The sequence below is a fragment of the Aquimarina sp. ERC-38 genome (assembly GCF_026222555.1).
Classification (GTDB): domain Bacteria; phylum Bacteroidota; class Bacteroidia; order Flavobacteriales; family Flavobacteriaceae; genus Aquimarina.
On record NZ_CP098511.1, the window covers coordinates 895,071 to 921,424 of the forward strand.

Here is a 26,354-nt window from a genome sequence, read left to right on the forward strand (position 1 = left end):
TTTTTCTATAAAATCCACTAGAATGATAACTCCATTTTTATAAGAATATTTTAAAAACTCTATTCTTCCATAAGGGAGGTTTCAAAGGCTTTCGGAGATATCGCATTTTCAACAGAAAAGTTACCAATACGAGTCCTACGTAATGCACTTAAGTAAGCTCCGCTACCCACTTCTTTTCCATAATCATGTACCAGTGATCGAATATAGGTGCCTTTGCTACAAACCACCCGAAAGTCCACTTTAGGAATTTCTATATTAACCAGTTCAAATTTTGCTATTTGTATTTTCCTTGGGGTAATTATTACCTCTTTACCTTCTCTGGCATATTCATATAATCGCTTACCTTCTTTTTTTAAGGCGGAAAAAACCGGGGGTATCTGAGTAATGTTACCTTCAAATTTGGAAGTGGTCGCCTGTAATTTTGCTTCGGTAAGATGGGAAGTCGGGAAGTTTTGATCAATTTCGGTTTCAAGATCATAAGACGGAGTGGTTGCCCCCAGGGTTAAGGTACCCGTATATTCTTTTTCCTGTCCTTGAAACTCCTGAATTTTTTTAGTAAACTTTCCGGTACAAAGGATGAGTAAGCCGGTAGCTAACGGATCGAGTGTACCTGCATGACCTACTTTAATTTTCTTAATCTTAAATTTTTTCTTAAGTAACCATCGTACTTTATTTACTACTTGAAAAGAAGTCCATTCCAGTGGTTTATCAATCAGGATTACCTGACCTTCCTTAAAAGTTTCCAGTGTTTCCATTACCTATTTATAAAACCTACAACAATCGCTATAAATCCTACTAGTGCGCAGTAAATAGCGAAGTAAGATAACTTACTTTTACGAACCAGGGAAATCATCCAGGTACAAGCAAATAACCCGGAAATAAATGCTGCAAAAAAACCAATAATCATAGGTAAAGCAGCACCTTCTGTAACTACAAGATCACCACTCATCATGTCTTTTGCAATTTTTCCTAGAATTAGCGGGATTACCATCAAAAAAGAAAACCTGGCTGCTTTAGTTTTATCATTCCCTAGTAATACGGAGGTTGAAATGGTTGCCCCACTCCTAGAAATACCTGGTAACAGGGCGATGGCCTGTGCAACACCAATTACAAACGCATTAGAAAAACTAACCGGTTTTGCCGTGTTTTTTGCCTTATCTGCTAATATTAATAATACGGCTGTTATCAATAGCATGCTACCTACTAAAAGAATATTACCACCGAATAATTGTTCTAACTGCTCTTCAAACAACAGACCTATAAATACGGCTGGTAACATAGATATGACGATTTTAATAGAAAAGGCGGTTTCGTCATTATAGGTAGAATTAAATAAACCGGATAAAATTTCTAAAATATCTTTTCTAAAAACAACAATGGTACTTAATGCAGTAGCAAAATGCAAAACAACGGTGAAAAGTAAGGATTCTTCAGGTATACTTTGATCTCCTAAAATAGCTTTTCCTAACTCCAAATGTCCACTGGAAGAAACCGGTAAAAATTCAGTCAATCCCTGTATAATTCCAAGTATAATAGCATCAATTATTTCCAACTTATAAGATAATCTGTTCTTAATTCGCGGCAAAGATACTATTTTGACATTTACCAATAATAGTAAACCTAAGCACTTCTTAAAATTAAAAAGTCAGGGCGCCTTCAAATAGGATACAGGCATTACTTCTCACTTCAAGTTGGTGATCATTCATAATTTTAAGGTCAAGATATCCCCCTCTCTCAGATAATTGATAGGCCTTCATTTCTTTTTTATTCAATTTCTTAGCCCAGGATAAAGCTAAAACCGAATGCGCCGAGCCGGTTACCGGGTCTTCATCAATACCAATCCAGGGACCAAAACACCTCGAATAAAAATCGTATTTTTTATCATCTGACTTACAAGTTACTATTAAACCTGATATAGTTGTTGAAAGCTTTCCGGCTTTTTGAAAATTGGGTTTTAGGTTTGCTAAGGTTTCTTTATCCGAAACCTCAACTATTACCATATTCAGATCTTCTGAGAATTTTGCTTCACATATATTCTTAACGGTGAAAGCTTCTAACAATTTTTGATCCGGAGTATGATCTATCGTATGATATAATGGAAAGTATAAAGTAATATTTTCTTCTCCTTTAAAAGCTTTTAAAACTAAATTATAATTAGTTGTAAACTGAACTTCAAACAAACTTGTTTTTTCAAAGATAACTTTAGCCGCTGCTAAAGTCGCATGTCCGCAAAATTCAATTTCAACCGTAGGTGTAAAATATTGAATAGAATAATTCCCTTTTTCATTTGGAAAAGGACGTATAAATGCAGTTTCGGACAAATTTAATTCGGCGGCAATGTTTTGCATTGTAGTTTGATCTAAATCTTTTTCTAACAAACAAATCCCAGCAGGATTTCCGCTAAAAAGTTGATTCGTAAAAGAATCTACGATAAAAGTTTGTATTTTCATACGTTGAAATTAAAATATTATTTCTTTTTTTGATACAAATTATTGTACGTACATTCATTCGTATTTTCAATTCATCTATTATGCTAATTACAAATATTTCAGATTTTAGAAAAAATATGAACTCTTATTTTGATCAGGTAATTTCCGATTTTGAAACGCTACTTATTAACCGGGGTAAAGATAAAGGTATTGTTATAATGTCGTTATCAGAATATAATTCTTTGATGGCTACCCACCATGAACTAAGTTCCCGAAAAAATCAACAAAGGTTAGATGCAGCAATTGAAAAAGTAGAAAAAGATATTACTTTCTCAAAAGATTTATTAGAGTAAACAAATGAAATATATACCTCAGGTGCATTTAGGTGGAAAAAGCGTCAATTCGAGTGTTTTTTCGTAATGAAATGAAGAAAAAATGTATCGAGAATAGCTTTTTTCATTAAAATCCTTGTTCTCGATACACTTCTTCCTCTGGTCGAAGCACTCGAACTGACGGATTTTATAATAATTATAATTTAAATACACCACAGATGAAATATATATTTGTAGATGAATCTTGGGAATATTATCTCTATTGGCAGAAAAATGATAAAAAAACATTAGTATTCGGTAAAGATTCAAGATCGCTATCGCTTCTAGAAACAAGAATCAAGACTAATTATTACAGTATTGAAAATTAATATTTACGTTAAAGAGTACATTACTTTTAAAATAGTAAAAAAGTAACCTCTAACCATTTTAAAGTTTGAATTTACCCTATTTCACTATGCTTTACTACTGGTGAATTCAGGGAAAAAAGTTTAAATTTAAGTGTTTTTTCGTAAGGAAATGAAGAAAAGATAGCCTGTCCTTGACTTGATCGAGAATATCGAGTCCTTCGATTTGACTTAGGATGACATAGCTTTTTTGATTAATATCCTTAAAACATAATTATACAGGATACCGGTCAAGAAGAATTGATAGTGAACATCGACTGATTTATAAATTTTTAAACGATCAATTCTTTATGATTAAATGTAGGTTCCATTATGACTAAATCTTTCAAACCCTGCTAAAATTCAAGCTTTTCTATATTTTAAAATACACTGAACACCACATCCTTTTCAATTAATTCCCTTCTTAAAAAAAATCCGGATAAGAGGTCTTCTTTTTTCAATTTAATCAACTATATTTGCAGGCTGAAAACGGACTGTTAATTTTGTTTTAATTTCAGTCATTTTTTAATAATTATAAATCCATTATTAAACTGATATAGAATGTCTAAGGTTACGGGTAGAGTTTCACAAATTGTAGGGCCAGTTATCGATGTTGAATTTGCAGCAGGTACTGACCTTCCTAAAATCTACGATTCATTAGAAATTAAACGAGAAGGTGATATTCCATTAACACTGGAGATACAATCTCATATTGGAGAAGATACGGTACGAACTATTGCTATGGACTCCAGTGACGGATTAAGCAGAGGGATGGAAGTAACTGCGACAGGTTCTCCTATCCAAATGCCAATCGGAGGTGATGTATATGGTCGTTTATTTAATGTAATCGGTGATGCTATTGACGGACTTGGAGATTTACCGAAATCCGGTGCCAACGGACTGCCTATTCACCGACAAGCTCCTAAATTTGAAGATCTTTCTACTTCAACCGAAGTACTATTTACAGGGATTAAAGTAATCGACCTTATTGAACCTTATGCGAAAGGAGGTAAGATTGGACTCTTTGGAGGTGCGGGAGTTGGTAAAACCGTATTAATTCAGGAATTGATTAATAATATCGCCAAAGGACACGGAGGATTGTCTGTATTTGCTGGGGTAGGAGAACGAACCCGTGAAGGAAATGATTTACTTCGGGAGATGTTAGAATCCGGAATTATAAAATACGGAGATGATTTTATGCATTCTATGGAAGAAGGCGGATGGGATCTTTCTAAGGTAGATAAAGCTGTTATGAAAGAATCCAAAGCAACTTTTGTATTTGGACAAATGAATGAACCACCAGGAGCAAGAGCCCGGGTAGCTTTGTCCGGATTGACTATCGCAGAATATTTCCGGGATGGTGCCGGCGAAGGACAAGGAAAAGATGTTTTATTTTTTGTGGATAATATCTTTAGGTTTACGCAAGCAGGTTCTGAAGTATCTGCACTACTGGGACGTATGCCATCAGCGGTAGGATACCAACCAACCTTAGCAACAGAGATGGGTGCAATGCAGGAACGAATTACTTCTACGAAAAGAGGTTCGATTACATCCGTACAAGCAGTTTATGTACCAGCAGATGACCTTACCGATCCGGCTCCGGCAACTACCTTTGCCCACCTGGATGCAACTACGGTATTATCACGTAAAATTGCGGAGTTAGGTATTTATCCTGCGGTAGATCCGTTAGATTCTACTTCCAGGATTTTATCAGCGGATATTTTAGGAGATGATCATTATAACTGTGCACAACGGGTAAAGGAGTTATTGCAACGATATAAAGAATTACAGGATATTATTGCCATCTTAGGGATGGAAGAACTTTCTGAAGAAGATAAATTAGCGGTGGGACGTGCCAGACGGGTACAACGTTTCTTGTCACAACCTTTCCATGTTGCCGAACAGTTTACAGGTATACCGGGTGTATTAGTTGATATTAAAGAAACAATTAAAGGATTTAACATGATTATGGATGGTGAACTAGATCATCTTCCTGAAGCTGCATTTAACCTAAAAGGTACAATTGAAGAAGCTGTAGAAGCTGGTGAAAAAATGTTAGCAGAAGCATAGTTTAATTAAGAATTAAGAATGCAGAATTAAGAATGAGGTTCAATTCAATTTTTAATTCATAATTCTGAATTCTGAATTCATAATTTAAAAAAATGTATTTAGAAATAGTAACACCAGAAGCAATATTATACAGCGGCGAAGTAACCTCAGTTACCGTACCGGGAGTAATGGGTGAATTTCAAATGTTAGAAAATCATGCTCCTATTATTTCTTTATTAGGTGCTGGAAATATTAAAATTAAGGGTATTGTTGCTATTGAAAAAGAAGTAGCTGATAAATTTTCTCAGGAAAACGGAGCTACCTTACTTCCGATCAATTCCGGGACTTTAGAAATGAAAGATAACAATATCATTATTTTGGCAGACTAAATCCCAGGTTTTGTTACAACTAATAAAAGAAGCTGTCTCATAACTTAATGAAACGGCTTTTTTGTTGTTTTTTCTCGGACTCCTATCCGTGAACGGTTATCAAATACTCAATTCTCAGAAAGGTCGATTAGGTATTGAGACACTTTCTTTTATGATCTTTTTTTCAGTAGAAATTTACGAATATCTTGTTATCTCAGCGTTTCATTCAATTCAATTTATAAAAATAAAATTCCCAATAAAGCAACAAACTTCATCGGGAATTGAACATATACCTAAGTTTTTTAACTGTTTAGGTATTAAAATTTTAATTCTTTATGAATTTTACCGGAGATGTATGGTTACCAATAGAAATAAAGTAGATTCCACTTACCAGTTCTGATACGTTGATACTTGTATGGTTGTTATCAATTTTATCAACACTTTGCTGTAGAACTACTTTTCCAGTCAGGTCGGATATTTTGACTACCTTACTTTCTTCATTGATATGATGTAAGTATAATGTATTGCTTACCGGATTAGGCGAAACAATAAATGCAGGTATATCCGCATCTAACACGCTGCTATCTTTATTTCCGGCTTTTATAATTTTCCAGTTTTGATTTGCATTATCTACGCTGTAGGTCCAGACTTGCGCATTAGAATTTAAACTACCTTCTTTTCTATCCAATCCTTTACTTAAACAATGTTTTGGCTGAATACTAAATGACTGATTTCCTCTGCGAACCACTTTCCATTGTTTGTGCTGACCTTTAGCATCTGTCCAGGTAGCAACATTTGAACCATTCGTACAATTTGCAAAAGGCACTTCGAGATATCGGTTAGAAGCTTTATTTCGAATGCTGTAAAAATTACTACCTACATGTGTAAATACCCATTTTTGATTGTCAAAACTTCCCGGATTAACCATTCTGACATTGTGCTTTTCTTTAGCATTTGAAGTTAACCTTTGACTATTTAGCGTAGACGTAATAAAATAAGTACCATTAGCAATTATCTGTGACCCTACCTTCGTGACGGTAACATCATTGATTTGATCTCTAACTAATGCATCTTGCCATGAAGTATTTAAAGGCCTAATATGAGCTTTGTAAATATATCCGGTTCCTGCAGTTGGAGCTTTAGGTAGGTTAATTTGTAATTTAACGGTTCCCGAACCCGGATTGACCTGAACCATTGCTTGTCCTAAATAACCCGTAGAAGACCAAAACTCTGCAACAATTTCTCTTTTAGCCTTTGCAGTGTATTTTATAGCTACTTCATAAGACTTTTTTGACTCAATAGTTGTGGGAGCATTCGCAAATGTAATAGTATCTTTTTGTTCTTTACCTTTATTACAAGATTCTCCCGGTAATCCATAACAACCCAATCCGGCAGGCCCTTGTTTTGGGTTCCAGTTAATTCCGGTTTTAAACGGAGGTACGCCAAATTCGTATGCACCTGCATCCGGTTTTTTTCCTTTAAATCCATTTGTAAATCCGGAAATGACCCTACCAAAATCTATTGCTTTGGCTCCTTTCTTTAAAGTAAAATTATTGTTATTAAAATTTGTGAAAGATTCTTTATTGACTAAGTTGTTTTGTTTATTGGACTGTGGTTCCCAGGTACTTTCACTTTCCTGATTCCCCGCCTGATCTTTTGCTTCTCTGTCGGTAATGTTATTCCATACTTTAACATTAGAAAATTTGGTACCTTCTTTATGCCATGCACCCATGGTAGCAGAGCCTTTTACGAAGGTATTATTAAAGATATTAAGATTAGTACCGTTCCAATTAATCTGTATATTCGTCCATTGTGTATTCCATACCACGTTATGATGAACATCCCAGTTTTTAGAATCATTATCCAGGTAAATTCCCGTAGCTTTAAACCTTCCAACCCTTGCTTTTGAGTCGTGAAATGTGTTGTGGTGGATAGAAGATTTTGCGGCTCTTACATCTGTAGTATACAACAAGCCTCCATCATCAGCAACAAAATTATTTTGACTAATATCATTGTAGGCAAACTCACCACCGTCTACATAAGCCTGGATAATATCTTTTCCTGCTCTGGCTAAGGTGTTATTTCTATATTTTCCTCTTTTTGCACTCCGGGTATTCAATACACAATCATAATTCCCAAGGTAATTAAAATCGTGGATATACGAGTTTAGCACACGACTATCAGTTCCCTGGTCATATACTCCATTACCTGCCCCCCAGGCAATTTCGCATCGTTCGATAACATTATTTGAACCGGTTATTAATACACTTTGTCTTCTGGAATCAAATCCGTTAATTACACCTAGTGTATGGTTGCCATAAAAACTGGACACTTTAAATAACTTGTTATTATTACCTGTGATATCTATAGACCCCCCAAAAACAGCCAAACCTTCTATGTGGATATAGTTTTTATCCAATTTAATAGTTTGTGTTCTTCTTCTAAAACTTATAGAATTATTTGCAGGTTTTCTTCCTCCTTCAATCTGAACAAAAAGTGTTTTCTTATTTTTATCATAAAACCATTCGTTTTTATAATCCAGGGCTTCTTTTATTCCCTGTAAAAAAAATTCACCTTTTTTAATTCCATGACCTGTATACCCCGGATGATGCCTGGATTGAATCCAGTCCTGATTTCTCTTTAGTTTAAAATTAACCCTATTTGAAGTAGCACTGGTAATATAGTCAGTCCAGGCTATAAATCCTGCGCCACCAAAGAAATGAATAGAGCCTCCGTTTTTCCACTTACTAGCATACGGAATGCTCTTTGCGTGACCATTCGACTGACTACCGTTATAGTTGAGCCAGGTTTTACCACCTCCGGCAGAACCTCTGTTACAAGCAGGTAAATAGTCGCGTTTAAATACATTTTGAGGTATATTATTAGGCCATCTGGCAAGATCCATAAGCGTATTCTTATGAAGTACCATATTATCCTGACCTAAATCCCAGTTGACTTCAGCTTTATAGATAGCACCTTTATCTACTTTCCAGTTATTAATGGCTTGCATCGCCGTGATAATTACTTTTTCACCAGTTTTTGCCCTATAAGTAATCGGTTGACCAGGGGATCCGGATCTAACCGGTTGCAATACCTCTTCATACGTTCCTCCGCTAATAATAACAACATCTCCGGATTTAGCAACCGAAGATGCCTTAGCAATGGTTTTATAGGGTTTGGATTGAGTGCCTGGATTACTATCGTTTCCATTTTTTGCTACATAAATATCTCTTGCACTAAGACTGGCTGAAAATATCACGGCTGCACACCATAAAAATTTTTGAAATACTACTTTAGAAATGCTTATTTTCTTCATTTGTAAATATTAATTAGTTAGTTTAATATTTAGATGTTGACTAGTATAATAATTATGAGTTTGTTGTTTCTATAATTATTATAATTTGAGTTTGTGAATCTAAAAAGAGGTGGTAAAGATACTTGATCTCTCTTGTAGAGATTGGTATTGTTCTCTATATCTAGTATTTGAAATAAACGATATAGAATTTGTAACGGATTATATAATATTTGATTAAAAAAGAACAAACAAACGTTAGTAGTTAGAGTATTTTATAAATTGAAAACTATTAATAGGTCAAAAGAAAATATGCACTGTCTTCCTTTAATAAAGAAAAAATAGAAAGTTCCCTTCCTTATGAAATAACATAATGTGAATTTAAAGCAAGTCTCCGTTCCGATAGGAGTTGACATTTTTTAATCCGTTGTTTTACTATAAAACAGATTAAACCAAGGGTTCTAGTTAATAATAGCGTTGGTGTTTCTAAATTAATCCAACTATTTTATTTACAGCTATCCATCCTATCCTAAATCCTTTCCATAGGAAAGGACTTTTAGCTACCTTCCTTTTGGAGCTGGGGATGGGATTGATTTTTACAAATTAGAATTATCTAAGCTATTTTAAACTAGAGTTTAAACCAAGATATAACTATCATAATTTCAGAACAGTACATAATTTTAATGAAAATTTTTCGTTGTGGATAATAACTACTAACACCAAATACCCTTTTTATGAACCGTTCTTTACTCTTCTTTACTATATTTATTTTCACTACTACTTTAGGTTTCGGACAAGATTTATCTATCGGACTTCAGGCAAATGACCTAACCAATAGAAAAATGCAACCTCTGGCTAAACCTGGTTATCTACAAACGGTAAAAGATCCTGCTTTTGGGACTACCATTCGCCGAATTAGCGATGCGGGGAATGGTAATATTATAAAGCCCATGTACAGTACGGTACAAGCTTGGAATGCGGATGAGACCCTTATGATTTTATATAAAGTGAATGGTGGACATCAATTATTAAACGGAACGGATTATACTTTTATCCGAACAATGACGGATGTAACCCCGGCTGATATTGAAGAGTTATTCTGGGATACTAACGACCCTGAAATTTTATATTATATTAATAAAGCAGATAGAAATTTAATAAAATACAATGTAGTATCTAAAAACAAAGAAGTACTGGCAGATTTGGCTGCCCTTACCAATTGTAAAGAAGTATTGGAATCCGGCAATGATGTACAAATGATGTCAGCAAACTCTAATGTCATAGGGTTCCGGTGTGGTAATAGTAAAACGTTTTATTACGAAATAGATACCGGAAAAATTACTGAATTTAATATCACTGCTCCTACCATTAATTATACGGCAGCCATGCCTGGTCCTAGCGGTGAATTATTTTTTCACGAAAGAAAAGTGTATGACGATAAGGGTAATTTTGTTAGAGATTTGAACATTGCAAAAACCGAACATTCCAGTTTGGGTAAATTGGGTAATGGAAATGATGCTTATTTTCAGGTATCTTTTAAAGCACAAAGTCAGCCTTGCAGTGGTAACCTAGTTGCTCACGATATGGTAACCGGAGCATGTTATTCTATTATAAGTCAGGATAAAGGCTATAACTATTCTCAAAACGGTACGCATGTATCCGCTTTAGCTTACAAAAATACTTCGGGAAGTTGGGTAGTGGCTTCTATGATTGGAAAGAATGAAGACGGACAATCTCTTTTAGATCAAGAATTAGTGTTAGTTAATGCGGACCCTTCAGATTTTAAAGTATACCGAATTGGTCATCACCGTTCAGATGAAAGAGAATATGACTATTGGGGAGAACCTCACGCTACCATAAGTCCTAGTGGTACAAGAGTATTATTTGGGTCTGACTGGAGTGGTACGGAAGACGGAAAATCTGTAGATGCTTATGTAGTAGAACTTCCTGCTTACAAAACAACAACACTCTCTAGAGGGGAAATTATTGAAAGTAATAATAATTCTCTTATTTTATATCCTAATCCGGTTTCTAAAACAGGTATTTTAAACATATCGGTTTCTAATCAAGAAACCTACACTTTCTCTCTCTTTGATATAAGTGGCCAACAGTTGTTAACTAAAAATATGAATAGTAGTGATAACCAAATTGATTTAAGTAAACTGTCATTATCCCCGGCATTATACATGTATTCCCTTAAATCCGGAACCGGAGATATAACGGGTTCTTTGTTAGTGGAGTAGATTTAAAGCAGCCATGGCTGGAGCTCCGGTAAGTAATATGACTTCTGCCTACGGGGGTATTCGCTGGAAAAGTTGACTAAGTAGAGCTTTTCAATACGAAAATACAAAAAGCCGGATCGGTAAGATCCTTTGGGAAGGACTGGATATTTGCGTTAAAAAGCATCACTTTGCTTCCAACCATTTCTTTTGTGCGGTATTTTCTTTTTTCGTCATATTTTTATCTATTGCAATAACGTATTCGGGATTTTCCTGAAGTGTAATTTGGGTATTCTGTTGTGTATTATTTCGTTGATAAATAACTTCAAGGGTTGTACCTACTTTTCTTTTGGATAACCAATTCTTCCAATTTTCTTCAGCAGTAAATTTTTGATTGTTAATAGATATAATTTGATCACCTTTTTCAAGACCCGCATGGTAAGCAGGCGTTCCCTGTACGGTATATTCTTTAATCTGTATCTTCCTGTCAGTAGTAAAATCTAATTCTAACCCGGTAAAGGAGGTTGTATTATTCTGGATAACTATTACCCCAACATTCTTAAAAAGCGCTTTGTAATCCGGCATACCGCTTTTATAGATAAAATTAGTAAAGAAATAATCGGCAGTAGACTGACCGGCATATTCTGCTAAAAGTTCATATAAATCTTTTACTGTATACGGCACTTCTTTTTTACCATAACGTTGCCATACCCGTTTCATATAATCATCCAGGTTTTTATCCTCCGAAGTTTTCCCTAAGTATAAGTCCAATGCTAATCCTAACATACTCCCGTACGAATAATAAGAAATAAAAGTATTTTTTCGATTAACCGGATCTACTGAGGTAGCTGCATCTACAAATGGTGCTTGATAACTCATTTCAATTGGAGTAAAATAATTTCGCGCAGGGGAATTCCATACATAATTAAACGCTTTAGCTAATCCTTGTACATACTCATCTTTAGTAATCACTTTTGCCCTACATAATATTAAATTTGTATAGTAGCTGGTAAAACCTTCTGCAAACCAGAGTGCTTCTGACATATTTGTATTTTCAAAATCAAAAGGTTCGAGATCTTTAGGCCGTATGCGTTCGACATTCCATGAATGGAAAAATTCGTGAGAAACGGTACCTATATTTTCTTCCATCCCACCTTCTGAAAGACTCTCAACATCCGTGAGAATAGTTGAATTGCGATGTTCCATACCATCTCCGGACACATTAGGCATATAGCAAGCTAAAAAGGTATAGGTTTGATTTTCAAAATCCGGATATTCTCCAAAAACTTCTTTTTCCTGTAATACAATGCTCTTTACTTTTTTAAAATAGGTATCTAACTCTGCTTCAGTTCCCAGATGATGTAAAATAAATCGAAATGAATATTCTTTACCGTTTGAAGTATCCGTAAACTTTCTTACCGAATGATCACTGATTTCTACCGGGCTATCCATAAAGTACTGTAAGTCGGGAGCGATATAAGTTGTACCGCTTACATACTTTAATTGAGTAGCTATTCTCCAATTTGAGGACTCCGGAATGTTAAAGGTAACCTCTATAGGTGCGTTTTTTAATTGAGAAGCATACATAAACGTAGCCGGAATATTGAGATGCGCATGGGTTTGATCAATTTGAGAATAGGTGCCATCTGCCCTATCAGCAAACAATGTGTATGAAACAACAGCTGTTCCTTTATGACCGATAATCTTCCATTCATAAGGATTTGACCTTATAATTAATAAACTATTCCCCTTTGCATCTTTAGCTTTTACATTATACACATTTTTAGCAAATTCATGTAAGGCATACCGCCCCGGCGAAGTCCTACTCATTCGTACTGCCAGCGTATCATCTGTTACCCCTTTAAAAGTTGCTATGATACTTGCTTCGTGATGAATAGCATTATCAAAAGAAACAGTATAAGAAGTGCTTTGTGTATATCCTATCTGATAAAGAAAAAAGCATAGAATAGAAATAGAAAATTTCATAGAAAGTATTAGGTTTATCAGTGTACGAGCCCCTAAAGTAAGAAATTAGAAAAAGCTTTTACATTGAATTTAAAGAAGTATTTGTTTTATTTTTGAATTTATGGAATTTCCTAAAAAACTTCAGAAGAAACTAGAAGATAGAAAACAGGCGAATGCATTTCGTAGTTTAAAAGCATCATCCGGTTTAATCGATTTTTCTAGTAATGATTACCTGGGTTTTAGTAAGGATGCAATTATCTACCAAAATGCAGAAATACTATTAAAACAACAAAATTTACAAGAAAACGGGTCTACCGGATCTCGTTTATTATCTGGCAATCATACTTTATATCAAACTACTGAAAAAGAAATTACTCACTTTCACCAGGCGGAAGAAGCACTGATTTTTAATTCCGGGTATGATGCGAACCTTGGCTTTTTTAGCGCTGTTCCGCAACGTGGGGACTTTATTTTTTATGATGAATTAATACATGCTTCTATTCGGGATGGCATCCGAATGAGTTCTGCCAAAGCTTTTAAATTTCAGCATAATGACTTAGATTCTTTACAAGATAAAATTAAAAACCTGGCAATAAACCAATCGACCTCTGAAATTTATGTGGTTACCGAGTCTGTATTTTCTATGGATGGTGATGTCCCGGATTTAAAAGAATTAACCACACTAGGCGTGAACAATAACTATCATCTAATTATAGATGAAGCTCATGCTACTGGTGTTTTTGGGAAGTACGGTGAAGGTTTGGTACAACACCTACACCTTCAGGAAGCGGTTTTTGCCCGTATTCATACGTTTGGAAAAGCTTTAGGTTGTCATGGCGCCGTCATTTTAGGTTCAGACCTTCTCAAACAATATTTAATCAATTATGCTCGCAGTTTTATTTATACTACAGCGCTACCTCCTCATGCCGTAGCTACTATTCAAGCTAGTTATGTAGCTTTAAAGAATACTAAGGTTATTCAAAATCTTAAAGAAAATATCCAATATTTTAGAGATGAAATTATAAAAAATGGCTTAGAACCTCATTTTATTAAAAGTACATCTGCTATCCACTGCTGTCTGATACCTGGAAATGATAAGGTAAAAGAAATAGCAACTTTTCTTGCCCAAAAAGGATTTGATGTAAAACCTATTCTCTCCCCTACCGTTAAAGAAGGAGAAGAGCGACTTCGGTTTTGCCTGCATAGCTATAATTCCAGCGTTGATATTTCGGAAGTTTTGTCGATCTTAGCTACCTTTGTAATATGAGTTCTCAATTTGTTACTGTTGCCCGGTATCAATACTCTGCCGAGGCGTTAATTGTAAAAGGAAAACTGGAATCCGAAGGGATTGAAGTGTTTATGACCGATATGCATACTATTGACATAGATCCCTTAGCAAGCAACGCAATCGGAGGGGTAAAAGTAAAGGTTCGATCGAGAGACAGGTTTGCAGCTTCCAGAGTTTTAGAAAGTATTCATCCGTATTCTGTTGATAACAATCAAAAACCTATTGAATGTCCCAAATGCAATAGTAAAAAGGTAATTTATACCACCACTATCGATAGTTTTAAAGGACTGGTGCAATATCTTTTTGGTTTTCTGCTTTTTCTACTCCCTACGTATCAAAAATTTGCCTACCGTTGTGAAGTTTGTGAAACCCAGTTTAATTTAAAATGAAAACTACTTTTTTTGTTACCGGTATTGGTACTGATGTAGGGAAGACGATTGCTTCAGCCATATTAATAGAGGCTCTTCAAGCTGATTACTTTAAACCGGTACAAGCCGGAGATTTAGCACATACGGATACGGATAAAGTAAAAGCTTTAATTACCAATAGTAAATCTGTTTTTCATCCAAGTCAATATGCGCTTCAAACTCCCATGAGTCCACATGCTGCGGCAGCTATAGAAGGAATTACGATTGACATTAATAGTATAGAATTCCCAAAAACAGACAATTCGTTAGTAGTTGAGGGTGCCGGAGGACTTTTAGTTCCTCTCAATGATAAAAAAACCATTTTAGATATAATTCAACCGGAATTTCATGTAATTGTAGTATCTCGCCATTATCTGGGTAGTATCAATCATACCTTATTAACGCTTCAACTATTACAGGAAAAAGGATTTAAAACCTCACTAATTTTCAACGGTGCCGAGCATTCGACAACCGAAGACGTTATTAAAAAAATGAGTGGCGTATCCGTGATTGGTCGTATTGATGAGGAGCCTTATATTGATAAAAATGTAGTTAAAGCTTATGCTGAACAATTTAAAGATCGTTTAAAAAATTTCATACAATGCTAGATATTAAAAGCTTAAAAATAACATCAGATCATCAATTTCTTGACGCTAAGAATCATATAACCCCGTATATTTCTATTCAGTTACAAAAAATATATCCGGATGTCCTAAAGGGGAAAAAGAATGTAATTGACAAACTATTAAAATTAATAACAAGGTTCCCTAAAGTTCCGGTTTTTAAAAATTATCTCACTACAGCCTATATGGTACAAGAGAGAAAAGAAAAGGGATATGAAGCCAATCGATGGTTATCAAAAGAACACCCTGATTATCTTTTTGGTAAAACCAATCTGTCGAATGAATATTTAGATAAAGATCAACCCGAAAAAGTCCCGGAAGTCCTGGGAATTGACCTAAACCTACAATTGTTGTATCCGGAGAGAGAACAATTTCATGAAGATGAAGTGATGGCTTTCTACATTGTAGTGGTACGTTATTTAATAGCAGTCGGAGAGTATGATCAGGCAGAGATCGTTTCTAAAATGTTGAAAGAAATAAATCCTTTACATCCAAAAATAAATGCTTTAGATACGGTTATCACAGACGGGATTTTTAAAAAGATGCAAAACAGTCATGAAGAAGAATTAGCATTCAAAAGAACAGTTAAAGCGGTCGACCGGAAAAAAGAAAGGCAAACCACGATAAAACCTACGTTTAATTATCCGGAACAAATTGATTACTTATATACTTCAGATTTACCACTGGCTACAGAAAGGATTGATGAATTACTAGCTTTGGATAAAACAAAGTTAGGAGAGGACTTAATTTTAGTTTTAAAAGATTCTATAGAAAGGTTTGATTATTTTTATGAGTTAAGTGAGAAAAACGGATGGGACGAGGATATCTATAGTGCTCCTATACATAGTCTGTTTTTCTTATGTGAAATACAGCATCCTGAAGCATTAACCCAAATTCTGGATATCTTAAGACAAGATGAAGATTACGTAGAGTTTTGGTTCGGAGATATTATGGGTGAAATTCTTCCTGCCTCCATTTATTTTCAAGGAAAAGACCAATTGGATATTTTGTTCAACTTTATAAAAGAACCGAATGTATCTGCTTATTCTAAGGACGCTGTAATATCTGCAATGGCTATAGTGCCCTATAAAGAACCTCATCGCGAAGAAGAAGTGGTCACTTATTTTAAGAATATTTTGACTTTTTATATCAAACATAATGATGATGAAACTATCGCAGATACCGATTTTATGGCCTTTATGGTTTCCAGTATAGCTAGTAGTCATCGTAAGGAATTACTCCTTCTTATAAAAATGCTTTTTGAAAAAGATGCGGTTAATTATTGGATTTCCGGAAAATTTGAAGAATTAGAACAACATTTTAATGAAAAAACAGAATTAAAGTCACCTGTTACCTTGTGTTCAAATTCAGTAAAAGAAATGTACCAATTATATAAAGTAAACTGGATTGATCAGCAGCTAGAAGATTTTGAAGATAAGGAAGATTCATTATTTAATCCTACGTTTCTTCCGAATTATGAAGATAAAGACGACTATCTATACAATCCTTTACTTGAGGAAGATGAAGATGACTACTATTATAATGATGAGCCTGTTGTAAAAGATAAAAAGATCGGACGGAATGATCCGTGTCCATGTGGTAGCGGAAAAAAATATAAAAAATGCTGTATCAACACCGGTAAATATGAATAGCCTCTCTGAAAGAGACCAAAAATCCATTTGGCATCCGCTAACCCAACATAAATTACATCCGGAGACTTTACCGATCGTAAAGGCTAAAGGAGCATTGCTTTATGATGAAAATGGAAAAACCTATATTGACGGGATTGCTTCCTGGTATACTGCTATGTACGGGCATTGTAATGAGCATATTATTGCTAAAGTGCAGCAGCAAATGCAACAATTAGATCAGATTGTATTTGCCGGATTTACCCATCGACCTGCCATTGATTTATCCGAAGCTTTGCTTGAGTTGTTACCTGATAACCAACAAAAGATATTTTTTTCTGATAACGGTTCTACAGCCAATGAAATTGGTATTAAAATGGCGTTACAATACCATTTTAACCGGGGTGAAAAACGAGGAACTATTATTGCTTTTGAAAACGGGTTTCACGGAGATACTTTTGGAGCCATGTCGGCTTCCGGGCTTTCCGTATATAATGGTCCGTTTGAAGATTTTTTTATAGATGTGAAACGAATTCCCACTCCGAATCCCAAAAACATCGAAGAGGTTGTCCATCTTTTAACTCAAATTATTAAAGATCATAAAGTTGCCGCTTTTATTTATGAACCTTTAGTGCAAGGTGCTAATGCCATGCATATGTACCCCGCATGTTGCCTGAACCGGTTATTAAAAATCTGTGCAGATCACGAAGTTATCACTATCGCTGATGAAGTGATGACTGGCTTCGGAAAAACAGGAACTACTTTTGCTTCTGATCAGGTTACTATTAAACCGGATATTATTTCTCTATCGAAAGCCTTGACCGCAGGTTTTGTCCCTATGGCAATTACTTCTTGTACTCAAAAAATTTACGATGCTTTTCTTGATGATTCCGTAGGAAAAGCATTCTTTCATGCACATACCTATTCAGCTAACCCGATTGCCTGTGCCGCGTCGCTGGCAGGAATTGAACTATTAAATTCTGAGGTTATTCAGGAGAAAATTCAAACGATTATAGCTTCACACCAAGCCTTTAATGAGCGTATCAAAAACCATCCAAAAGTTACTTCCACCCGCCAAACCGGAATTATCTTTGCCCTCGACCTAGCTATTGAAATGGATCGATATGGTAAAAAAAGGTATGAAATCTTTGATTTCTTTATGCAACGCGGGGTTTTCTTAAGGCCTTTAGGAAATACCATCTACATTTCAACACCTTATGTCATAGAAATCAGTGAATTAAAACAGATTTATCAAGCAATTTCAGAACTTCTAGATAGCCTCTAAAACAAAACACCCCCGAATCTGTGACAAAAATTGATTAAAACACCCCCGAATCTGTGACAAAATTAATCAAAAACACCCCCGAATCTGTGACAAATTAGTATTTTTGCTCGCATGATTAACCGAACACTTTTACAACGACTATCAGAATGGAGAGCTAATAAAGACAGAAAACCTCTAGTACTAAGAGGGGCTCGACAAGTCGGAAAAACTACTTTGGTTAAAATATTCTCCGTTCAATTTGAACAATTTATCCATGTAAACCTGGAAAAAAAAGAAGATCAGGATATTTTTCTGGAAGCTGAAAATGTATCTGAACTTATTAAAACCATAAGCTTTGTTAAGAATAAAGAATCTTTTCTAACCAAAGAAACACTTCTCTTTATTGATGAAATTCAGGAAGTTCCTGCTGCCATCAATCAATTACGCTATTTTTATGAAGAGATACCACAGTTATACGTTATTGCCGCTGGAAGTTTATTAGAAATGGTATTGTCTAAAAGACTAAAATTCCCGGTAGGCCGTGTGTTTTTTATCCAGGTTCGCCCTTTTTCATTTGAAGAATTTTTGATTGCTTTAAACGAAGAAAATACTTTAGCTGCTCTTAACGAAGTTCCTGTTGAGAAATACGTACATAAAAAGATGTTGCAACTGTATCATGAATATGCACTGGTTGGTGGTATGCCGGAAGTGGTTACTACCTACGCTAAAAATCGTGACCCCTTGCAGCTTAGTGATATTTATGATAGTTTGCTTGTTTCTTATATCGATGATATCGAAAAGTATTCGCGCAATCCAAATCAAACCCAGATTCTGCGTTTTCTAATGAACAATTTTATTCAAAAGGCAGGAGAACGTATCACTTTCGGTAATTTTTCAAATAGTAATTATAAGAGCAGGGAAATGGGCGAAGCCTTTCGGATTTTGGAGAAAAACCAACTTTTAAAACTCACATATCCCACGACTGCTGAAAAACTTCCAATTACTATAACCAAAGATCGTAAGCCAAGACTACAGGTACTGGATACCGGCCTGGTAAATTATTTTTCTAAAATCCAACACTTACTCATTACTTCTGATGATCTTACTAATACTTACAACGGTAAAATTATCGAGCATTTAACCGGACAGGAATTATTAGCCCTTAACTATTCTCCTTTACATACTTTAAGTTTTTGGGTGCAGGAAAATGCCAAAGCAAATGCAGAAGTAGATTTTATTTATCCGTATAAAGGCAAATTGATTCCTATTGAAGTTAAATCCGGAAAAAAAGGAATCCTAAAATCTTTACATATTTATATGTCAAGGACTAACCATAAGCTTGCGGTTCGATTATACGCAGGAGATATACAGATTGATACCGTACAAAATCAAGGTATGGAATATTATCTAATGAGCCTGCCTTATTATTTAGTTTTTAAGATTGACCAATATCTGAATTGGTTCGAAAATGAAATTAATAACTGATCTTCAAATCTGCATTCATTACAAACCCTATTTTTGTCAAAATTTAATATGCTAAAGCAACCGATCTCCATTACCGGATTTTCTTCCATTTCTGCTCTTGGGAATACTCAAGAAGAAATTTGGAAAAAATACCTGGATACAAAACCGCTGATTTCCTATCAAAACTTTAATGGAATAGAAACCCCCGTTTCAAAGTTAGCCGTTGCTCAGAATGAAACTCTTGAAAAAATAAGAGAGGAAAATTCAAATTATAAAAACCTGGATCGATCGGTTTTGCTAGCTCTTGCTGCTTCAAGGCATTGTATAAAAGAAGCCGGTTGGTATAACACCGTTAACTTTGGGGTGAATATAGGTTCATCCCGCGGAGCAACCGAACTTTTTGAACGATATCATCAAGAATTCCTTCAGCAAAAGTTGGCTTCTACTTTAAGTTCACCTACCACTACTCTGGGTAATATATCCTCCTGGGTTGCCCAGGATTTACAAAGTGCTGGGCCGGATATTAGTCATTCGATTACTTGCTCTACCGCTTTGCATGCAGTTTTAAACGGAATTGCCTGGTTACAATCGGATTTATGTGACAAATTCCTAGTAGGTGGTAGTGAAGCCCCATTAACTGCCTTTACCATTGCTCAAATGAAGGCTTTGAAAATTTATGCTTCAAAAAATAATACGGATTACCCCTGCCGGGCTTTAGATTTAGATAAAAATAAAAACACCATGTTCCTGGGTGAAGGAGCCGGAATGGTATGCCTGGAAAAAGGGAAGAATAATAAGGCGAAAGCTTTAATTACAGGTATCGGATATGCAACCGAACCACTAAAACATCATATTTCGATATCTACGGAAGCTACTTGTTTTCAAAAGTCTATAAAAATGGCATTGAAAGATAAAACTCTTTCTGAAATTGACGCAGTTGTCATGCACGCCCCGGGAACGATCAAAGGAGATTTGTCCGAATACAATGCGATAAAGCAGGTCTTCGGTTCCAACTTACCTGCACTTACTACAAATAAATGGAAGATCGGGCACACTTTCGGAGCTAGTGGTATTTTGAGCTTAGAACTTGCGATTCTAATGCTGCAAAACCAAAAAATTATACCTGTACCTTTTTTAGAAAATCAAAAGCTTCCTAAAAAACTGGAACGTATATTAGTCAATGCTGTAGGTTTTGGTGGAAATGCGGTGAGTGTTCTTGTGGAGAGGGTTTAACCGTTTACTTTAAAAGATGCAATTAACTAAACCTTTTAGCTAACCATATTTACTTCATTACTTCATTTTCACAAATGCTTATCAAATAAACTTTTGGCCTCTGGCTTTACCTAATCACTTTATATTTAGAAACTACTATTATGAAACCTTTCTTTGTTATTTAAAAATTTCAACCGCTACTTTATTCCTCCTCAACAATTTTGTGAAAATCTAAACCGTTATTTAAGCGGAATCAATTATTTTTGATAACTACACATTTTTAATTCTATGGATACGATCAGGCACGACTGGACAGCAAGTGAAATACTCGAAATTTATAACAAACCTTTAATGGAACTGTTATACAATGCTGCAACCATTCATAGAAAATATCATGATCCTAATACGGTACAGGTATCCACTTTGTTATCTATAAAAACAGGAGGGTGTCCTGAGGATTGTGGCTATTGCCCGCAGGCGGCACGTTACCATACAAACCTTGAAGGGAACGATTTAATGAGTGTCTCCCAAGTGAAGGCTCAGGCATTACGTGCAAAGGCATCGGGAAGTTCGCGGGTGTGTATGGGAGCTGCCTGGAGAAATGTAAAGGACGGACAAGAGTTTGATGATGTGCTAGAAATGGTTCGTACTATTAATAAACTGGATATGGAAGTTTGCTGTACGTTAGGGATGATTACTGAAAATCAGGCGCAACGTTTAGCAGAAGCGGGTTTATATGCCTACAATCATAACCTTGATTCTTCTGAAGAATATTATAAAGAAGTGATCTCAACCCGGGGATATGAAGACCGTTTGGAAACCATTGGTAATGTCCGTAAAACAAATGTTACCGTTTGTAGTGGTGGAATTATTGGAATGGGTGAAAAACCCGAAGACCGGGCAGGGATGCTGGTAGCTTTATCTACCCTAGACCCACAACCGGAATCCGTACCTATTAATGCATTGGTTGCGGTTGAAGGCACTCCACTTGAAGATCAGGAACCAGTTTCTATCTGGGAGATGATACGAATGGTGGCGACTACCCGAATTGTAATGCCCCATACCCAGGTGCGATTATCTGCCGGAAGAACAGAAATGTCCCGTGAAGGACAGGCCATGTGCTTTTTTGCTGGTGCCAATTCTATTTTTGCCGGAGATAAATTATTAACCACGCCTAATCCGGATGTGAATGAAGATATGGAAATGTTTAAGTTACTGGGACTAAACCCACAAGCCCCTTTTGTGAAAAAAGCACAACCTCAAACGGTTGAAGCTGTAGATTCTACCTTAACATCCCTGGGTGAAAAACCAAAATGGACACGACCTGCACATAGTATTGAAAAAAACGAACTGGCTTCTATAAAAAACAAAAAAGCCTTGTCATAAGTACTCCCGTCTATTTAAAAATGTACACATGAACACGTTACATTTGGAGGAAATACCCAGGATAGCTGCTATATCCCGAGCTGATTTTATAAAACAATTTGCAAAACCACAAAAACCTGTGGTTATCCAAAAGTTAACTGAAGATTGGCCTGCTTACCAAAAATGGAACCTGAATTATATTGATAAAATTGCCGGAGGTATTGAGGTACCCTTATTTGATGACCGTCCTATTTCTTCAAAATACAAATTTAATGAGCCTCATATGCGTATGAAAATGAGTGCTTATATTGATTTATTAAAAACGCAACCTACCAATTACCGTATTTTTCTTTATAATTTATTAAAAGAAATACCTGTTTTACGAGATGATATTAAGTTCCCGGATTTAGGGTTTAGGTATTTAAGAGGAATCCCGTTTTTGTTCTTTGGAGGTGAAAATTCAAAAGTTTTTATGCATTATGATATTGATTATGCTAACATTTTGCATTTTCATTTTGACGGGGAGAAAAAATGTATTCTCTACCCTCCTTCCGAATCAAAATTCTTGTATAAATTACCTTGCGCCCTTATTTCTCACCAGGAGATTGACTTTAATAATCCTGACTTTACGAGATGGCCGGCCTTACAAAAGGCCAAAGGTTATATCACGCATTTGAAACATGGGGAAATGCTGTATATGCCTGAAGGGTACTGGCATCAAATGACCTACCTAACCCCGGGATTTTCATTAAGTATCCGTTCTATGACCCGAAGGCCTAAACATATTGTAAGAGGATCTTATAATTTTTTTATAATGCGTTATATCGATAATGCTATGCGAAACCTATTTAAAGAAAAATGGATGTCTTATAAAAATAAAAAGGCAATTAAGCGGTCTAATAAATTGGTTTAACTATTTCTTTTTTCGTTTTGGTAACAAATCAGGGGATTCTATGGGATTTTCAATTCCTTTGATTGCGCGGTCAATATTATCAATATATTCTAAAGAATCATCAATATAAAAACTTAATTCCGGCATCCGTCGTAATTGATTTCTGGTCTTTTGTGCTACCTGGTGTTTTATTTGCGACTTTAGGCCTTGTACTTCGGTTAGGACAGACGTAGCCTTATCGGGAGGAAAGATACTCATATATACTTTGGCAATGGACAGGTCCGTAGTTACTGCAACCTTAGTTACCGAAACCAAAATACCTTGTGTACCTGCGTTTCGTAAGGCATTCTGAATAATAACTGCAATATCTTCTTGTAAAATCCCACCGATCTTTCGCTGTCTGTTTGTTTCCATGTTACAAAAATACGTATTCGTAAGTTGCTTTAAAATCTTCTTAAAAGTTATTTAACCTAAAAGCGGTCACCCTGAAGCAGGAACGACACTTTTGCCTAGTGCCTTTTGCCTAATATCTAGTACCTCGTATTTACAGTTAGAAAAAAGATTTAAACAGATACTTTGTACTTTCTTCTTCCTTTAATTTCAACCTAGACAAAATTTTAAGGAAGGCCAGAGCGGTAATAAAGGCATCTCCTGAGGCTGTATGACGGTCACTCATGGGCAATTTGAGTTCCAGGCCCAATTCGTCAAGTGTGTAATGTTTTTCTCTGATCTGCGAAGCATATACTTCATGCTTGGCTCGTTTAAACAACACTCCGGTGTCCAAAAACGGATTCTTTAACTTTCCTAATCCGTTTCTGGTTAAGGCTTCCTGAATCATACCTTTATCAAAAGCTGCATGGTGCGCAATAATCGTACTAGTTTTTAAATAAGCTAATAATTGTTGAAGTGACTCATATTCTGAAATTTTAGCCGTTCCGTCATTTTTTCTAATACCGTGTATGGCCACGGTTTTTTCGTTAAAAAGTTCTTGCTCCACGTAACACTCCAACTGATCCGAAACTTTAATGGTCAGACCGTGGATGGCTACTGCTCCGATGGATAAAATCCGATCATTTTTAATGTCAAAACCAGTGGTTTCCGTATCTAAAGCTACAAATCGAGTGGTTGAAATGGTAGTGTATCGTTCATTTTTTTTATCAAAATACGACTCGTACTCCTTCCAAAAATCAGGATAGTCTTTTTTATCTTTTTTCCAGAAGTACCTCATCTACATCAGGATTTTTAACTGATATCGAACAGTGAGTAGTTCTTGTATTTCACGTATAGGCCGAAAACATTGCTTTAACTTCAGCTTATCCCCTTTACTTAAGGTTTTTAAATTGATATATCTTCCGGAGTCATTGTATTGCAATCCCTGACGAGTACGAAACTTTAAAAGCACCCTAAAAGCTTTAGAACAACTTTCAAACAGATCGCTATTGTTTTCTTCTAATTCGGCAAGGCGATCGTATCTTTCTAAAGTACTGTTAATCCCGATCAAATGATGTTCTAATGCCAGTATGCGAGCGGCATCAATGAGTACCATCATTGCCCGGGTTTTGATATCAAAAGAGTCTTTGTGTTCTCCGTTTTGTTCAACGAGAAATTGTTTGAAAAAGCCTAAAGGTGAAGGTTTCTGCAAGGCACTTTTGCCTAGTAATGCTAGAAATCGCTTGCTCTTGTCAACTCCAGTAAAGACCACGTTTGAAAGGTTGTCAGCTAGTTTTTCATTTCCATAAACCACTCTAAAGTCAAAAAATATGGCGGACAATAGGGTGGTCTCCTCATTTGGCGTAGCCATCCAAGAAGTAAATTGTTCACTCCACTGTGAAGCAGAAAGGCACCAGTTGGGATTACTTGCCATCATTTCGGCTTCACAATATTTAAAGCCTACGGTATGAAGGTTTTTTGTAATTATAGCACTTAACTGTAGAAAGTAACCCTGAACTTCCGGGTACTTTTCTGGTAAAACGTCTTCAAAAAGCAAAGCATTATCCTGATCTGTGATAAGCAATTGTTCTTTTCGGCCTTGACTGCCTAATACTAAAAAAGCAAAAGAAACCGGTGGTTGCTCAGGCATCTCGTCTATAGCAAGCTCCACCGTACGTTGCACGAGTGCGTCATTAACTTCGGTGATAATATTTAAAATGTGTAAGGTTGGTATTTGCTGTTCCAGGTAAGTTTTCAATAATCTTTTTACCTGTTTTCTGATATATCGTAATCGCTGAACCTTCGTTATTTTCTTAATATCCTTTATAAGTACTGTTGGGTTATTACCTAAGGAAACCAGAATATCATGTTCTGATAAAACACTTACTAATTTTGATTCTCTACTTCCGTTTTTGGTAAGGCATAGATGACTGATATGATTTTTAATTAAGGCAATCTGAGCTTGTGCAACTGTTAATTTTTTTGGGTAGGTTTTAACTGGTGTAGTCATAACCTCGGCAATTTTAGTATCTACGGGGTATGTGCCCGTAGCAATCTTTAACCGTAAATCACTATCAGTAACAATTCCTAATGGATATTTTGATGCATTTACAATGATAATATAGTTACTGTTTTTCTTTGTCATTAATTGGGCTGCCTCGGCTACTGTATTTTCACTTTTACAGGTTAACGGGTTTTTCCGATAGCGTATACTACGAAGCGTAGAAACATCCCGGGCTATTTCCAGATCAATAGAATGCTTAATTTTCTTCCCTTTTTCGGTATTAGTGAAGGAATTTCGCGCATGCGAGGCAAACGTTTGTAAGACAAAAGTATTTATCTGTTCATTCTGCTGAATTAAAGGTGAAAAAATAGAAGAAGGAATTGCGTATACAATAGATTCTTGATCGGCCTTTGCGGACATCCTATAATTTTTTTTGATAATCATGATTCGTAAACCGAAAAGATCTCCGGTATCACAAATATCTATGAGTTGGATGCTTTTATTGCTATTTTCTCGATACAAACCTATAGCTCCCTCCCTAACGATATAAAAAGCATCGTGACAAGGATCATCTTGTTTGAAAACATAAGAATCTTTTTCAACAAACTTGACTACAACTTCAGATGAAACTTGAAGCAGTGTTTCTCTATCTAGTTCTTTGAACGGTGGGTAATTCTTTAAAAAATCAAGAATACGTTCTGCAATGGTATTTTTCATTGATCAGTTGGTAATAAAGGTGA

22 protein-coding genes are annotated in these 26,354 nt (G+C 35.6%); 14 read left to right on the forward strand and 8 right to left on the reverse strand.

Annotated features, from left to right (window positions below; genetic code table 11):
• Nucleotides 1–59 precede the first annotated feature (59 nt).
• From truB to NBT05_RS03885, 3 genes are all read right to left on the reverse strand, one after another.
• Nucleotides 60–755, reverse strand: a complete 696-nt coding sequence (gene truB, locus NBT05_RS03875; RefSeq protein ID WP_265772137.1) for a tRNA pseudouridine(55) synthase TruB — start codon at nucleotides 753–755, stop codon at nucleotides 60–62.
• Complete coding sequence (locus tag NBT05_RS03880; protein WP_265773202.1) at nucleotides 755–1,552, reverse strand: undecaprenyl-diphosphate phosphatase; 798 nt, start codon at nucleotides 1,550–1,552, stop codon at nucleotides 755–757. The genes truB and NBT05_RS03880 overlap by 1 nt, the downstream gene beginning before the upstream one ends.
• A gap of 85 nt (nucleotides 1,553–1,637) precedes the next feature.
• Entirely contained in the window at nucleotides 1,638–2,450 is an 813-nt protein-coding gene (locus tag NBT05_RS03885) for a PhzF family phenazine biosynthesis protein (RefSeq protein ID WP_265772138.1), read from the reverse strand.
• 80 nt (nucleotides 2,451–2,530) lie between these two features.
• Between NBT05_RS03885 and NBT05_RS03890 the strand changes: the two genes are divergently transcribed.
• The 4 genes from NBT05_RS03890 to NBT05_RS03905 all read left to right on the forward strand — a co-directional run bounded on the left by NBT05_RS03890 (nucleotide 2,531) and on the right by NBT05_RS03905 (nucleotide 5,582).
• Complete coding sequence (locus NBT05_RS03890; RefSeq protein WP_265772140.1) at nucleotides 2,531–2,782, forward strand: type II toxin-antitoxin system Phd/YefM family antitoxin; 252 nt, start codon at nucleotides 2,531–2,533, stop codon at nucleotides 2,780–2,782.
• A 622-nt stretch (nucleotides 2,783–3,404) separates the two neighbouring features.
• Entirely contained in the window at nucleotides 3,405–3,485 is an 81-nt protein-coding gene (locus NBT05_RS03895; RefSeq protein ID WP_416346191.1) for a hypothetical protein, read from the forward strand.
• A gap of 220 nt (nucleotides 3,486–3,705) precedes the next feature.
• Nucleotides 3,706–5,214, forward strand: a complete 1,509-nt coding sequence (atpD, locus tag NBT05_RS03900; RefSeq protein WP_265772141.1) for a F0F1 ATP synthase subunit beta — start codon at nucleotides 3,706–3,708, stop codon at nucleotides 5,212–5,214.
• A gap of 92 nt (nucleotides 5,215–5,306) precedes the next feature.
• The gene (locus NBT05_RS03905) at nucleotides 5,307–5,582 is read left to right on the forward strand and encodes a F0F1 ATP synthase subunit epsilon (RefSeq protein ID WP_265772143.1); all 276 of its coding nucleotides are present in this window, start codon (nucleotides 5,307–5,309) and stop codon (nucleotides 5,580–5,582) included.
• A 304-nt stretch (nucleotides 5,583–5,886) separates the two neighbouring features.
• Here the strand turns inward: NBT05_RS03905 and NBT05_RS03910 are convergent, their stop codons facing one another.
• Nucleotides 5,887–8,877: an RICIN domain-containing protein gene (locus NBT05_RS03910; protein WP_265772144.1), complete on the reverse strand. Its 2,991-nt coding sequence runs from the start codon at nucleotides 8,875–8,877 to the stop codon at nucleotides 5,887–5,889.
• A 710-nt stretch (nucleotides 8,878–9,587) separates the two neighbouring features.
• Here NBT05_RS03910 and NBT05_RS03915 point away from each other — a divergent pair.
• Nucleotides 9,588–11,096, forward strand: a complete 1,509-nt coding sequence (locus tag NBT05_RS03915; protein ID WP_265772145.1) for a T9SS type A sorting domain-containing protein — start codon at nucleotides 9,588–9,590, stop codon at nucleotides 11,094–11,096.
• Nucleotides 11,097–11,258: 162 nt separating this feature from the next.
• Here the strand turns inward: NBT05_RS03915 and NBT05_RS03920 are convergent, their stop codons facing one another.
• Nucleotides 11,259–13,058 (reverse strand): M61 family metallopeptidase, encoded by a 1,800-nt coding sequence (locus tag NBT05_RS03920; protein WP_265772146.1) that lies wholly within the window; start codon nucleotides 13,056–13,058, stop codon nucleotides 11,259–11,261.
• Nucleotides 13,059–13,158: 100 nt separating this feature from the next.
• On the opposite strand from NBT05_RS03920, the gene NBT05_RS03925 reads away from it, so the two are divergent.
• From NBT05_RS03925 to NBT05_RS03965, 9 genes are all read left to right on the forward strand, one after another.
• Nucleotides 13,159–14,304, forward strand: a complete 1,146-nt coding sequence (locus NBT05_RS03925; RefSeq protein ID WP_265772147.1) for an aminotransferase class I/II-fold pyridoxal phosphate-dependent enzyme — start codon at nucleotides 13,159–13,161, stop codon at nucleotides 14,302–14,304.
• Nucleotides 14,301–14,714 carry a putative signal transducing protein gene (locus NBT05_RS03930; RefSeq protein WP_265772148.1) on the forward strand — a complete coding sequence of 138 codons (414 nt, stop codon included), beginning with the start codon at nucleotides 14,301–14,303 and terminating at the stop codon, nucleotides 14,712–14,714. Before NBT05_RS03925 ends, NBT05_RS03930 begins: the two co-directional genes overlap by 4 nt.
• Nucleotides 14,711–15,340: a dethiobiotin synthase gene (gene bioD, locus NBT05_RS03935; protein WP_265772150.1), complete on the forward strand. Its 630-nt coding sequence runs from the start codon at nucleotides 14,711–14,713 to the stop codon at nucleotides 15,338–15,340. Before NBT05_RS03930 ends, bioD begins: the two co-directional genes overlap by 4 nt.
• On the forward strand, nucleotides 15,334–17,007 hold the full coding sequence (locus tag NBT05_RS03940) for a DUF1186 domain-containing protein (protein ID WP_265772151.1): 1,674 nt from the start codon (nucleotides 15,334–15,336) through the stop codon (nucleotides 17,005–17,007). Before bioD ends, NBT05_RS03940 begins: the two co-directional genes overlap by 7 nt.
• Nucleotides 17,000–18,268, forward strand: coding sequence for an adenosylmethionine--8-amino-7-oxononanoate transaminase (bioA, locus tag NBT05_RS03945; protein ID WP_265773203.1), 1,269 nt, complete (start codon nucleotides 17,000–17,002; stop codon nucleotides 18,266–18,268). Before NBT05_RS03940 ends, bioA begins: the two co-directional genes overlap by 8 nt.
• A 111-nt stretch (nucleotides 18,269–18,379) precedes the next feature.
• The gene (locus tag NBT05_RS03950) at nucleotides 18,380–19,732 is read left to right on the forward strand and encodes an ATP-binding protein (protein ID WP_265772152.1); all 1,353 of its coding nucleotides are present in this window, start codon (nucleotides 18,380–18,382) and stop codon (nucleotides 19,730–19,732) included.
• Between the two features lie 48 nt (nucleotides 19,733–19,780).
• Entirely contained in the window at nucleotides 19,781–20,944 is a 1,164-nt protein-coding gene (locus NBT05_RS03955; RefSeq protein WP_265773204.1) for a beta-ketoacyl synthase N-terminal-like domain-containing protein, read from the forward strand.
• 267 nt (nucleotides 20,945–21,211) lie between these two features.
• On the forward strand, nucleotides 21,212–22,309 hold the full coding sequence (bioB, locus tag NBT05_RS03960; RefSeq protein ID WP_265772153.1) for a biotin synthase BioB: 1,098 nt from the start codon (nucleotides 21,212–21,214) through the stop codon (nucleotides 22,307–22,309).
• A gap of 28 nt (nucleotides 22,310–22,337) precedes the next feature.
• The gene (locus tag NBT05_RS03965; protein WP_265772154.1) at nucleotides 22,338–23,201 is read left to right on the forward strand and encodes a cupin-like domain-containing protein; all 864 of its coding nucleotides are present in this window, start codon (nucleotides 22,338–22,340) and stop codon (nucleotides 23,199–23,201) included.
• Here NBT05_RS03965 and rbfA read toward each other — a convergent pair whose 3' ends face one another.
• The 3 genes from rbfA to NBT05_RS03980 all read right to left on the reverse strand — a co-directional run bounded on the left by rbfA (nucleotide 23,202) and on the right by NBT05_RS03980 (nucleotide 26,331).
• Nucleotides 23,202–23,594 carry a 30S ribosome-binding factor RbfA gene (gene rbfA / locus NBT05_RS03970; RefSeq protein ID WP_265772155.1) on the reverse strand — a complete coding sequence of 131 codons (393 nt, stop codon included), beginning with the start codon at nucleotides 23,592–23,594 and terminating at the stop codon, nucleotides 23,202–23,204.
• A gap of 136 nt (nucleotides 23,595–23,730) precedes the next feature.
• The gene (locus NBT05_RS03975; protein WP_265772156.1) at nucleotides 23,731–24,408 is read right to left on the reverse strand and encodes a PolC-type DNA polymerase III; all 678 of its coding nucleotides are present in this window, start codon (nucleotides 24,406–24,408) and stop codon (nucleotides 23,731–23,733) included.
• A complete protein-coding gene (locus NBT05_RS03980; protein ID WP_265772158.1) occupies nucleotides 24,409–26,331 on the reverse strand; it encodes a DUF294 nucleotidyltransferase-like domain-containing protein in 1,923 nt (640 codons plus the stop codon).
• Between the last annotated feature and the right edge of the window lie 23 nt (nucleotides 26,332–26,354).

Excerpts from the sequence above, each read along its gene's own strand:
- truB (WP_265772137.1), bottom strand. The coding sequence starts at position 755 with ATGGAAACACTGGAAACTTTTAAGGAAGGTCAGGTAATCCTGATTGAT.
- NBT05_RS03885 (WP_265772138.1), bottom strand. The coding sequence starts at position 2,450 with ATGAAAATACAAACTTTTATCGTAGATTCTTTTACGAATCAACTTTTT.
- NBT05_RS03890 (WP_265772140.1), top strand. The coding sequence starts at position 2,531 with ATGCTAATTACAAATATTTCAGATTTTAGAAAAAATATGAACTCTTAT.
- atpD (WP_265772141.1), top strand. The coding sequence starts at position 3,706 with ATGTCTAAGGTTACGGGTAGAGTTTCACAAATTGTAGGGCCAGTTATC.
- NBT05_RS03905 (WP_265772143.1), top strand. The coding sequence starts at position 5,307 with ATGTATTTAGAAATAGTAACACCAGAAGCAATATTATACAGCGGCGAA.
- NBT05_RS03910 (WP_265772144.1), bottom strand. The coding sequence starts at position 8,877 with ATGAAGAAAATAAGCATTTCTAAAGTAGTATTTCAAAAATTTTTATGG.
- NBT05_RS03915 (WP_265772145.1), top strand. The coding sequence starts at position 9,588 with ATGAACCGTTCTTTACTCTTCTTTACTATATTTATTTTCACTACTACT.
- NBT05_RS03920 (WP_265772146.1), bottom strand. The coding sequence starts at position 13,058 with ATGAAATTTTCTATTTCTATTCTATGCTTTTTTCTTTATCAGATAGGA.
- NBT05_RS03925 (WP_265772147.1), top strand. The coding sequence starts at position 13,159 with ATGGAATTTCCTAAAAAACTTCAGAAGAAACTAGAAGATAGAAAACAG.
- NBT05_RS03930 (WP_265772148.1), top strand. The coding sequence starts at position 14,301 with ATGAGTTCTCAATTTGTTACTGTTGCCCGGTATCAATACTCTGCCGAG.
- bioD (WP_265772150.1), top strand. The coding sequence starts at position 14,711 with ATGAAAACTACTTTTTTTGTTACCGGTATTGGTACTGATGTAGGGAAG.
- NBT05_RS03940 (WP_265772151.1), top strand. The coding sequence starts at position 15,334 with ATGCTAGATATTAAAAGCTTAAAAATAACATCAGATCATCAATTTCTT.
- bioA (WP_265773203.1), top strand. The coding sequence starts at position 17,000 with ATGAATAGCCTCTCTGAAAGAGACCAAAAATCCATTTGGCATCCGCTA.
- NBT05_RS03950 (WP_265772152.1), top strand. The coding sequence starts at position 18,380 with ATGATTAACCGAACACTTTTACAACGACTATCAGAATGGAGAGCTAAT.
- NBT05_RS03955 (WP_265773204.1), top strand. The coding sequence starts at position 19,781 with ATGCTAAAGCAACCGATCTCCATTACCGGATTTTCTTCCATTTCTGCT.
- bioB (WP_265772153.1), top strand. The coding sequence starts at position 21,212 with ATGGATACGATCAGGCACGACTGGACAGCAAGTGAAATACTCGAAATT.
- NBT05_RS03965 (WP_265772154.1), top strand. The coding sequence starts at position 22,338 with ATGAACACGTTACATTTGGAGGAAATACCCAGGATAGCTGCTATATCC.
- rbfA (WP_265772155.1), bottom strand. The coding sequence starts at position 23,594 with ATGGAAACAAACAGACAGCGAAAGATCGGTGGGATTTTACAAGAAGAT.
- NBT05_RS03975 (WP_265772156.1), bottom strand. The coding sequence starts at position 24,408 with ATGAGGTACTTCTGGAAAAAAGATAAAAAAGACTATCCTGATTTTTGG.
- NBT05_RS03980 (WP_265772158.1), bottom strand. The coding sequence starts at position 26,331 with ATGAAAAATACCATTGCAGAACGTATTCTTGATTTTTTAAAGAATTAC.